The 10,955-nt window shown below is 33.4% G+C and carries 13 protein-coding genes; 5 read left to right on the top strand and 8 right to left on the bottom strand.

Annotation, left to right across the window (positions count from 1 at the left end; translation table 11 throughout):
• Window positions 1-219: 219 nt before the first annotated feature.
• From Q0845_RS27470 to Q0845_RS27460, 3 genes are read right to left on the bottom strand one after another with little or no spacing between them, the layout of a single operon-like run.
• Window positions 220-906, bottom strand: coding sequence for a DUF2490 domain-containing protein (locus tag Q0845_RS27470; RefSeq protein WP_298521135.1), 687 nt, complete (start codon window positions 904-906; stop codon window positions 220-222).
• Window positions 887-1,477, bottom strand: coding sequence for a hypothetical protein (locus Q0845_RS27465; protein WP_298521133.1), 591 nt, complete (start codon window positions 1,475-1,477; stop codon window positions 887-889). Before Q0845_RS27465 ends, Q0845_RS27470 begins: the two co-directional genes overlap by 20 nt.
• On the bottom strand, window positions 1,474-2,055 hold the full coding sequence (locus Q0845_RS27460; protein WP_298521131.1) for a DNA-3-methyladenine glycosylase I: 582 nt from the start codon (window positions 2,053-2,055) through the stop codon (window positions 1,474-1,476). The genes Q0845_RS27465 and Q0845_RS27460 overlap by 4 nt, the downstream gene beginning before the upstream one ends.
• Window positions 2,056-2,216: 161 nt before the next feature.
• Here Q0845_RS27460 and Q0845_RS27455 point away from each other — a divergent pair, with 161 nt between their 5' ends.
• Complete coding sequence (locus tag Q0845_RS27455; RefSeq protein WP_298521129.1) at window positions 2,217-2,828, top strand: thioredoxin family protein; 612 nt, start codon at window positions 2,217-2,219, stop codon at window positions 2,826-2,828.
• A 269-nt stretch (window positions 2,829-3,097) separates the two neighbouring features.
• Here the strand turns inward: Q0845_RS27455 and truB are convergent, their stop codons facing one another.
• The 4 genes from truB to Q0845_RS27435 form a co-directional block, all read right to left on the bottom strand.
• The gene (gene truB / locus Q0845_RS27450; protein ID WP_298521127.1) at window positions 3,098-3,790 is read right to left on the bottom strand and encodes a tRNA pseudouridine(55) synthase TruB; all 693 of its coding nucleotides are present in this window, start codon (window positions 3,788-3,790) and stop codon (window positions 3,098-3,100) included.
• Between the two features lies 1 nt (window position 3,791).
• On the bottom strand, window positions 3,792-4,589 hold the full coding sequence (locus Q0845_RS27445) for an undecaprenyl-diphosphate phosphatase (protein ID WP_298521125.1): 798 nt from the start codon (window positions 4,587-4,589) through the stop codon (window positions 3,792-3,794).
• A 3-nt stretch (window positions 4,590-4,592) separates the two neighbouring features.
• Window positions 4,593-4,889: a DUF3098 domain-containing protein gene (locus Q0845_RS27440; protein ID WP_298521137.1), complete on the bottom strand. Its 297-nt coding sequence runs from the start codon at window positions 4,887-4,889 to the stop codon at window positions 4,593-4,595.
• A gap of 129 nt (window positions 4,890-5,018) precedes the next feature.
• On the bottom strand, window positions 5,019-5,378 hold the full coding sequence (locus tag Q0845_RS27435; RefSeq protein WP_298521123.1) for a hypothetical protein: 360 nt from the start codon (window positions 5,376-5,378) through the stop codon (window positions 5,019-5,021).
• Window positions 5,379-5,721: 343 nt separating this feature from the next.
• On the opposite strand from Q0845_RS27435, the gene Q0845_RS27430 reads away from it, so the two are divergent.
• The 3 genes from Q0845_RS27430 (at window position 5,722) to Q0845_RS27420 (ending at window position 8,896) form a co-directional block, all read left to right on the top strand.
• A complete protein-coding gene (locus Q0845_RS27430; protein WP_298521121.1) occupies window positions 5,722-6,303 on the top strand; it encodes a hypothetical protein in 582 nt (193 codons plus the stop codon).
• Between the two features lie 105 nt (window positions 6,304-6,408).
• Window positions 6,409-8,160 carry a tetratricopeptide repeat-containing sensor histidine kinase gene (locus tag Q0845_RS27425; RefSeq protein WP_298521119.1) on the top strand — a complete coding sequence of 584 codons (1,752 nt, stop codon included), beginning with the start codon at window positions 6,409-6,411 and terminating at the stop codon, window positions 8,158-8,160.
• Window positions 8,147-8,896, top strand: coding sequence for a LytTR family DNA-binding domain-containing protein (locus Q0845_RS27420; protein WP_298521117.1), 750 nt, complete (start codon window positions 8,147-8,149; stop codon window positions 8,894-8,896). The genes Q0845_RS27425 and Q0845_RS27420 overlap by 14 nt, the downstream gene beginning before the upstream one ends.
• Window positions 8,897-8,903: 7 nt before the next feature.
• Here the strand turns inward: Q0845_RS27420 and Q0845_RS27415 are convergent, their stop codons facing one another.
• The gene (locus tag Q0845_RS27415; RefSeq protein WP_298521115.1) at window positions 8,904-9,782 is read right to left on the bottom strand and encodes a permease-like cell division protein FtsX; all 879 of its coding nucleotides are present in this window, start codon (window positions 9,780-9,782) and stop codon (window positions 8,904-8,906) included.
• Window positions 9,783-10,026: 244 nt separating this feature from the next.
• Between Q0845_RS27415 and Q0845_RS27410 the strand changes: the two genes are divergently transcribed.
• Window positions 10,027-10,578, top strand: coding sequence for a porin family protein (locus Q0845_RS27410; protein ID WP_298521113.1), 552 nt, complete (start codon window positions 10,027-10,029; stop codon window positions 10,576-10,578).
• Window positions 10,579-10,955: the final 377 nt, after the last annotated feature.

Here is a 10,955-nt window from a genome sequence, read left to right as displayed (position 1 = left end):
GGGATCTTGATTGAAGTCTTCTGAATCAGAATTAAAATTAATTAGAAGCATATCCCGTCAGATCGAGTGGAATTCTGAAAGAATTCTGTATCGAGATCTACTCTGATATCACCAACGCAACTACTAATTTAGAAGTACTTCTCGATACAATTTTTCTTCATTTCGACAAGCTCAATATCAAAAAAATCACTCGAAGTGACGTTTAGTGAATGCTACAAACTACAATTGCAATATCACAGAAGTAAGAATGAATAAAATTTCCTGAGTGTCTTTGTTGAAATTTTCAAAGCGATACTCCAAACCAGTTTGAAACTTCAAAGATTTTGTCCATAACCAACCAATTTGCGTCGTAAAACGCTGATCAATTTGTGGTGCGCTAGCGCTTACAACACTCAATAACGATTCTGTATTGGCTACAAAATACGGTTCACCAATATCTAGTTTTTCTCCCGAAAGTGGCAAATCAATGGTAAATCGGTAACGAAAACGATGTGTAGTATTATTTGTGGTAATGCGTTGTTCGGTTCGCAAGCGATGTCCAAAACGCACTACATTTGGACGATGCGCGTAATTGTATTGTTGTGTGAATCGCAATTCGTTGCTTTTGTCTTCAAAATTTTCTCGGAAACGATACATCACACCTGCACTTAGGCTATGATTTGAGTTAAAACTAAACGTAGAAAAGTGTACAAATTGAAGCTGTCTTACCGTAAATTCGAACTCACTATCACGATATACATAATTTCTAGAAACGGTCGCAAAATTTACTTTATAACTATCATTTACCGTATGATTTACCGCAAATTGAGGTTCAAAAAAAGTAGTGAAATCGTTTTGCGAAAATGATACAAACGAACACAGGAAACCCGCAAAAACAATAATTTTCTTAATATAAGATATGATCATACGAGCTTGGAATAACAGTTCTTACCAATGTAAAATCGCCTTCTTTGGTAAACGTAATTTCAATAAAATAACGCTTCTTTTTTGTCTTTACTTCTGCTATGATTTCATACGAATACGAACTTTTTCGATCGTTTGAAAATGCATTTTTCATGACGGTTTCAGCATCAATTGTAGGCGTATTATTGTATTGACGTTGTATTTTTTTAATTCGAAAAGCACTATACGTATTGTAGAAATGTTTTTTGACTTTTTCGAGCGTTTTTGGTGGAATATGTTGCTGCTTCACGGTCACTTCAACATCTTCTAAAAGTCCTTCTTTACTAAACTCAACACTGTATTTTCGGCCTTTATATTTTAGTTTGATTTCGTAACTAATTTTGATGCTGTCTTGTTCTTTATAATACTTCACCTTTGTAATCTTTTTAGGCAACGTTTTCTCTAAAAGATCCAAAGCGTTTTGTGGAAATGCTTTTTTCTCAATGCGTTCTTCTTTTTCGTGTTTATACGATTTCTGCGCTGTACAAACCAACGAAAAACCAAAAAAAAATAGTAAATAAAAGTACTTCATCATCCGTTTTTTAATTCGTCATATCGAAAACAACTGACGGTATGATCGTTCACCATTCCCGTAGCTTGCATATGCGCATATATCACTGTAGATCCTACAAACTTAAAACCTCGCTTTTTCAAATCTTTACTGAGTTTATCTGAGATTTCAGTCGTTGCGGGCACGTCATTTCTATTGGTAAATGCATTTTGAATGGGCTTTCCATCTGTAAATTGCCAAATATATTCTGAAAAACTACCAAATTCTTCTTGCACGTTCATAAACGCTTGAGCATTGGTAATCGTTGCTTTTATTTTCAACTTATTTCTGATGATTCCCGCATCTTGCAATAAGCTATTGTATTTGTCTTCTCCGTATTGCGCAATTTTTTTATAATCGAAATTGTCAAAAGCTTTTCGGAAATTTTCTCGCTTCCGCAGAATGGTAATCCAGCTCAAACCTGCCTGAAATGTTTCTAAAATTAAAAACTCAAACAGTGTATCGTCGTCATAAACAGGAACGCCCCATTCTTCATCGTGATAGGCAACATACAACGGATCGTCTCCGCACCAAGCACATCTTCTTTTTTCTGTAAAATTCATCTCGTAACTGTTTTAATTAATTCATGACAAACATCAGGAAATAGACCTGAATGGTTTCGTAAATTTACAACGCTAAAAATAAACCGCAAAAGCACATTGAAAATAAGAACGTAAGTTTTGTATAAAACCACGACTGAATTCCTGTAAAAAGTATTTACATTATGACAACAACAGATACGCAAATAAAAAATATAATTGAAGAAAGCTTAACGAAAGCGACTTCATATCAAGAATATAGAACTTTAGTGAAAAATTTAGTAGCTGAAGGAAAATCTACAGGCGAAACACAAACAGAAGCATTGTCAAATTATTCTATGTTGAATGACAAACGTATGAAGCGTTTGGACAAAACGACAAAGTTAACGGAAGAAGCTGTAGCCGAAATTAAAGCATACAATGGTAATGTAACTTGGTTGGTGTTGACAGAAAGTTGGTGTGGCGATGCCGCGCAAACGATGCCAGTGATTAACAAAGTTGCTGAATTGAATGATAATATTACGTTTAAAGTAGTGTTGAGAGACGAAAATGAAGCATTGATGAATGAATTTCTAACAAATGGAGGAAAGTCAATTCCAAAGTTGATTGCCATCGATAATGCATCGGGGAATGTGCTAGGCGATTGGGGACCAAGACCTACCATAGCAACACAAATGGTAAACGATTACAAAGCTGAACACGGAAAGTTAACTCCAGAGTTTAAACAAGACTTACAAGTTTGGTACAATAAAGATAAAGGACAAAATACAGTGGCAGATTTATTACAATTGGTATAGCCACATTGAATTAGCTAAAATTATTAGATACCTAAAGGATTGAAATGTCATATTTCAGTCCTTTTTTATTTTCCTGTCATTCCACACTTGTTCCAGAATCTATTTTTAAAAATGATAAATACCTGTCTACACAGGAGCGACAAAATAGAAATATATATTTCTTAGTTTACACATCAAAAGTGTCTACACTTTGCGAAGCAAAGGAAGTTCTAACAAGTCTAAAGCAAAGCGTCTCTAAGTACGAAGTACGTCTAAAAGCGTCAGCGCGTCTAAGAACGAAGACTCTCTCCAAAAGCTTCTGGAGAAATAGCATTCTTAACATCAAAATCGCCAATTTTTGTACGACGCAAGGCAGAAAGATGCGCACCAGAATGTAAAGCTTGTCCAAAATCATGCGCCAACGATCGTATATACGTTCCTTTACTACACACCACACGAAAATCAATTTCGGGCAATGCTATGCGCGTAATTTCAAATTCATTGATGGTAATTTTTCGAGTAGGAATCTCTACTTCTTCACCAGCACGAGCGAGTTCATACAGTCGTTTTCCATCTTTTTTAAGCGCAGAAAATATTGGTGGTCTTTGATCGATTTCGCCTAAAAACTGTTTTGTAGTTTCTTGAATCAATTCGTCTGTAATATGAGCTGTAGGAAATGTTTCATTAATTTCACTTTCCAAGTCGTATGATGGTGTAGTGCCACCAACAGTAATCGTTCCTGTATATTCTTTGACTTGTCCTTGAAACTCCGCAATTTTCTTTGTGTTTTTTCCAACACAGATAATCAACAATCCTGTCGCTAACGGATCCAGTGTTCCAGCATGTCCAACTTTTAATTTCTTTACTTTAAATGTTGATTTTAATGCCCATTTGACTTTGTTTACTGCTTGAAACGAAGACCATGTCAACGGTTTGTCAATCAATAAAGTTTGTCCAGCTTGGTATTCTTCGAGCGTTTTCATATTACAAATATGTTTGATATCCAACATATCCAATTGCGATCAATCCGACAACCAAACAGTAAATAGAGAAATAAGTAAGTTTACTTTTCTTTACCAAATTAATCATCCACGTACAGGCAAACAATCCTGCAACAAAAGCGGCAATAAACCCAAGTGACATTGGTAAAATATCAGAGCTTTCTAACGCAAGTTCACCACTAAAAATATCTTTTCCAATCTTCCCAAAAATTAACGGTACAACCATTAAAAATGAAAAACGGGCAGCTTTGGTTTTATCGTTTCCAAGTAATACAGAAGTAGAAATAGTTGCGCCAGAACGTGAAATTCCAGGCAACATGGCAATCGCTTGCGAAATTCCAATCACAACCGCATTTGAATAACTCACGTTTTTACTTGTATTTTTAGCTTTATCGGCAAAATAGAGTAGGATAGCTGTAACAATTAACATACAGCCGACTAAGAGTACATTTCCTTTAAATAATGCTTTTAGTTGATCTTCAAAATACACACCAACGATGGCAGCAGGAATCATGGAAATCAATACTTTTACGGCAAATTTAGATTCTTCATTCCATTGAAATTGGAACAAACCTTTCAGTAAGTCTAAAATATCTTTTCTGAAAATAACAATCGTACTTAAAGCAGTCGCAAAATGCACGACAACTGTAAACAACATGTCTTCTTTGACTTCGGCACCTAAAATAACTTTTCCTAACTCAATATGTCCACTAGAAGAAACAGGTAGAAACTCGGTTAATCCTTGAATAATACCAAGGATAATTGCATTAATTGTATCCATGAATTAGGCATCAGAATTCGGATTCAACAAAATGGCATATACTTCTATAGCAAATCCGATAATAATGACCATAGGTGCAATATGAATTCTGCGCATACTGAAGATATCTTCGTTAAAGACATTAGGATCATCGCTTCCGCCGCCGGCCATTAAAATAAATCCTAAGGCAATAACAGCTAAACCGATAAACATGAATTTGTAGTTTTTCTTCCCAAAAACAAAGCCATGTTGAGGTAGCGATGAACTTTCGGGTTTAGATGAATTCGTGCTTTCCGTTTTTAACGCATTTTTTTTAGCCACAGAAATCTGCTCCTGATTGTGTGGAGTATTTTTTGTTTTCTTGCGGTTACTTTTTGACTTTTTGTTTTTCATGTATACTCAAGTTTACCAATACCAACCGAAACATACCTCACTTGGAAACAAAAGGCTTTAAAACTCACTGTAAACAACGGTTGTGCCTTTTTCCATTTGTGAAATCTGTGGAACAATTCCGTCAGGATTGACGATTGTCCATCGGTTCGGACAGTACAAAGTAACGGTTTTATTTAAAACTTTAGAACTTAATTGCTTTAAATTTATTCCTTTCTCTAAACCACGATTGATATAGTAATAATGACTATCATTTTCCAATCGAATTTGTATATCGTTAGAAGCTCCTTCTGTAATCGAAACTATTTTTCCAGAAATAAGTACACAATCGTCCGATTTGACCGCAGTTACTGGCTTGAACGAATATGCTAAAAATACAACGAGTGCTATGCCTAAAAATATAAATGTGAATCTTCTCATAATTTATAATTTTTAAAAAATTAAAATGTCTTACTTAAATCACGTAAATATTTTCATCATAAATTTTTGGGTTTGGATTTGTTGCTATAAAGATAACTTAGTATTCTCCTAATTATTTTATAATAAAGGGTTAAAGTCTGTTAATGTTTTATTTACGGCTATAAATAGATCTTCCCTTTTTGTAGAAATCGATATGCAGTATTTTCCGTGCTTTATGGAAAAAAAACTCTTTTCCGTGGTACTTTTTTTCGATGGAATGTTTTTTTAGTATCTCTTTGTTAAAGAATTACTAACCTAAAAAATAGTAATTCTTTAATGAAAACTAACTTAAACCTATATGATTATGAGTACAACAACATTAAAAACACCAGCCGCTACGTTACCAATAACACTTCCTGATGAAAATAAATCTACTATTTATTTTTGGAAGCAATTACCAGTGAAAACTTCAACAGCTTCCAAGAAGTTATCTGAAAATAGTACAAGTGCTTTGAAAGGAGATTTAATAAGTCCTAGTAGTCAAATATTTGCTGCAAACCCTATCGATCAAACTTCTGATACACCATTGGCGCCAAAAGCAGATTTGGTAACATATATATCAGATGATTCCATTAACCTTGAAGTTACGGTCTATATAGATTCTAATTATTCTCCAAAGAACCTTAATCTTTACTTATCCAGTATTGATAATATAAATATTACAACACTTGATGTATACATATGTTATGACGGTTTAGAAGAAGTGCCTGATGGCTTGTATCCTTATACTTTCAATCTATCTATAGATAAAATTACACAAACAATAAACGGAACAGAAGTTAGCCTAGAAAGTAAAAAACTGAAGTCTATAACTACATATTTACACAATTCAGATCCTGTTACGTCAAGAGGAACGACCACAACGGTGAAAAAAGAAATGATGTAATAGACTAGTTTACCATCTTTTTTAAAATTAAGAACAAGTAGGGTTTTATGAACTCTACTTTTTTTGTTTCTTAAATTTGCCTACATTGTTGAGAAAGTTCTCCTGATGAAAGCAATATTTATTTCTACAACAGTGCTCTTTTTTTTCTTTAGTACTTCGTTACTATTTTCTCAACAAGAAAAAGAGTTGAGTCCTTTTCAAAAAGAGATTCAAAAGGCGACGACTAAATTTAATCATATTCCTTATTTTAAAAAGGCAACATCTTTTTTCTTAATAAACCAGTGGGATTCAACATTGGTGTACAGTGCTAAGCAGTTAATTGCTAAAGATAATAGTGCTGAACTTATCAATTATTGTCATTTTTTTAGAGGATTTAGTTTTAGAAATAAAGGGATATTGAACGAAGCCAAAGAGGAATTGGCTAAAATATCTCAAGACTTTCTTTTTTATAATCATATCAAAATTACCCTTGGAGGAATTGCATTTGAAAAAAGTGAATTTGAAAAAGCAATTCAATACTATAAAATCATAGATTCTATAGAGCCGAATCAATTAAAAGGTCTTAAAAAAACGAATATTGAAGAAAATATAGGATCGTGTTATTTACACTTAAATCAATACGAAGTTGCAGATAATTATTTTCAACGAAGCATCTCATTGCATGAAAAAAATAAAGATACACTTGAACTTATTGGGACTTACGGGAATATTGCTACGTCATACTACAATCAATATTTAGATGATAAGGCCATACCTTATTTTGAGAAGGCTTATGCACTTTCTCAAAAAATAGATGATTACAGCCTAAAACTTGAAACTGCAAATAATATGGCAGTAGTAGAGAACAATAGAAAGAATTTTGAAAAAGCATTACAATACACAAATGAGGTTGTGAAATATAAAGATATATTGAATGACCGTGATCGTAATTGGGCAATTGGCAAATTGGAAAAAGAGTTGGCTGTCAATAAAAAACAGGAAGAAGTAAATGCTCTAGCGTTAGAAAACAAACTAGAACGTGCAGAACGCGATCGTTATTTGTATGCTGCCATTATTTTGCTATTGCTGCTAGGAACTGTGTTCTATTTCTACAGAGAAAAAGTAAAAAGCAATAAAATTATTGTAACGCAAAAAGAAAACTTGAATGCGTTGAATGCGATGAAAGATAAACTGTTTTCTGTGGTGAGTCATGATTTGCGTTCGTCTGTATATGCTTTGAAAACGAGTAATACAGAATTGTCTAAAAACTTAGAAGCAAAGAATTTAGATGCCTTAGATGATTTATTGCATACCAACAGTTCTATTGTGAATGGTGCGTATAATTTGCTCGATAATTTACTCCATTGGGCATTATTGCAAACGGAGCAATCGTATTTTGAAATGCAAAATATGCACTTGTTTTTTATGGTGGAACAAACGGTGTACAATTACAAACCTTTACTGCTCGATAAAAAGATTCAATTTGAAAATAAAGTGCCCGAAGATGTCATGATTGTTGCCGATCAGGAATCGTTGAAAATTGTATTGCGAAATTTAATTGACAACGCGATTAAGTTCTCCGAATCAAACGATGCAATTACCATTTACACGAGAAGTACTTCCGAAAAACACTATGATTTAGTCATAGAAGATACAGGTTTAGGAATGAGTGAAGCAACGCGTTTAGAACTATTAAAAGATTCAGTAACGCTTGCTAAAAAAGAAAACAAACACATCATAGGAACAGGATTAGGCATGCAATTGTGCAAATCGATGATTCAAAAAAATAAAGGGAAATTTACCATTGAAAGTGAATTAGGAAAAGGAACAAAAATGATTGTATCTTTACTAAAAAACCTGTCCGATGGATCAAATTAATGTACTCATTATTGAAGATATACCCGCGCAAAGCAAAAAGCTTGCAAAAGTACTCCAAGAAAATGGGTATCATGTGGTCGCTGTAGCCACAACCTTCAAAGAAGCATTGGCAATCTTTTACGGAGATGTAAAGATTGATGTGGTCATTATTGATATATTTTTAAATGGTGTTCCAGACGGAATTGCTTTTGCCGAAACCATCAATACGGTACCAAATGCCGCAAAACCATTTGTGTTTTTAACAAGTTCTACCGATCGCCAAATATTTCAGCGTGCGAAGCTTACACAACCATTCAGCTATTTAATAAAACCTTTTAATGAATTGGAGATTTTATATGCGATTGAAATGGCAGTTGAAAAATTTTATGCACAACAAAATGTCTTTCTCAGCAAAAAAGAAGACACAGTTATTACGGACGATCATTTATTCATCAAAAAAGGAAAATCGCTCAAAAAAGTGCAATTATTAGAAATTATTTATATAGAAGTAGAAGAAAAATACTGTAACATCATCACGGAAAAAGAAAAGTTTGTCATTATGATTTCGTTGACGAAAATTTCGAAACTATTGAATCCTAATGTCTTTACGAAAACGCACAGAAACTACATTGTCAATTCTAAAAAAATTGAAGAAATTGTTCCAGCAGATAATCTGATTATGTTGTCGAGCAATCATCATGTGCCTTTGAGTGAAAAGTACAAAAACATCATTAAAAAGCTGCACACATTACGATAGCTGTAAATTAGTAATACAGCTGATCGGTACGTAAATTCAAGAAACGTTGTGTTGCAAAGAAACTACTAATCAAGGTAATTAAAATACCAATCACTAAAATACCAGCAAATACAATTCCGATATTAGTGGTATCGCTTGTGAGTTGCAATTGAGGAAGTGATTTGTCGGCATAATACAACGCGCCTGCCATTCCTCCTAAAGCTAAAATAGTAGCAATAAGTCCCATTTTTACACTATTCCAAATAAAAGGTTTGCGAATAAAACCTTTGGTAGCACCCACCATTTGCATGGTTTTAATAGTAAAACGTTTTGCGTAAATAGAAAGGCGAATAGAACTGTTAATCAACAAAGCAGCTACAAAAGCAAAAAAGATACATGCAATCAAAATTCCAAGTCCAACACGTTTAATATTAGCATTAAGTTTAGAAACCAATTGCTTGTCAAACGTTACTTCCTCTACAAAATTCTTTTCGCTAATCTCAGCAGCAATTTCTTGTAATTCGCTACTAGAAACGAAATCGGTTTTCAAATACACGTCAAGTGAATTCAACAAAGGATTTTCGCCCAAATAGGCAACAAAATCTTCTCCAATATCTGCGGTTAAATTGGCTGCAGCAGTTTCCTTTGATACGAATTCGGCAGACTTCGTATACTCAGCCAAAGCTAAAGTTTTTTGTAGTTGTTTAATCTCTACATCTTTGGCACTATCTTTCAAATACACCGTCAGCGCAATCTGTTCTTTGTAATAGTCAGCCACTTTCTTCGTATTCAAAACTAACAAGCCTAAAATCCCAAGTAGAAAAAGTACCAATGTTGTACTCAATACCACAGAGAAATAAGAGGAAATTAATCGTTTTTTTTGATACTTTTCAAAAGAAGAACTCATAAACAGTGCGTTAATTAGGTAAAATTATAAATTATATATTATAAATCTCGAATTTTAAATATAAAAGTGATGTTACTCAAAACAGTTACAAGTAAAAAACGCTTGTAAAAGCAAATTCGTATGCAGCGTACTTGAGATACAGCATCAAATAAAAAAAGTACTTCTTTTTTCAATCAAAAAATATTTTTTGGCACGTTAGTTGATAAAATTCCAGCATCATTCATCATAAAAAAACAAAACAATTATGAAAAAATTATTAATCGTACTAACAGGATTATTTTTTATTGCTAACGCAAACGCACAAGATGTAAAGTTTGGAGTAAAAGCAGGAGTAAACTTCGCAAATGTTGAAGGTGCGCCCGTAAATTTAGATTCAAGAACAGGATTCCATGTAGGTGTCACAACAGAACTAATGTTTAGTGATAAATTCTCAGTGCAACCTGAAGTTATTTACTCAGCACAAGGAGCAAAATTAGACAATATCGGGACTACAGAGTTAGACTATATTGCGATTCCAGTAATGGCAAAATATTATATTATTGATGGACTAAGTATTGAAGCAGGTCCACAAGTTTCATTTTTAGTAAATGATACGGTAACGTATGAAGATAGTGCGCTTGAAAATGATAATGCAAATGTAGAATCATTCGATTTTGGAGTGAATTTCGGATTAGGATACAAGTTCAACAACGGATTTTTTGCACAAGCTAGATACAATCTTGGAATCGCTGCTATTCAAGAAAATCCAGATATCACCAACAGAGTTTTTCAACTTTCAGTAGGATATCAATTCTAAAAAAATAGAATAATACTATACATACAGAGCGTCTTGATTTTTTCAAGGCGTTTTTTGTTTGTAATTCCTTTTAAGAGTTCGTGTTCAAATAACAAATTGACAAACCAAAAAAGTACACCTAAGAAAAATTCGCGCAAATCTTCACAAGAGTAAGCCTAAAAACATTCGTGAATTCGTGGTGAAAACTAAGAAGTTTAATAGTTCATAAGTTTAGCAGTTTATGCTCAAATAACAAATCAACAAATCAACAAACCAATAAAAGTGCACCTAGGAAAAATTCGCGCAAATCTTCACAAGAGTAAGCCTAAAAACATTCGTGAATTCGTGGTGAAAACAAAGAAGTTTAATGGTTTATAAGTTTAATAGTTCATGTTCAA

The sequence above is a fragment of the uncultured Kordia sp. genome, from assembly GCF_947489565.1.
Lineage (GTDB): Bacteria > Bacteroidota > Bacteroidia > Flavobacteriales > Flavobacteriaceae > Kordia.
Note: the sequence above shows the minus strand (reverse complement) of the source record. Positions and strands in the feature narration are given on the sequence as shown.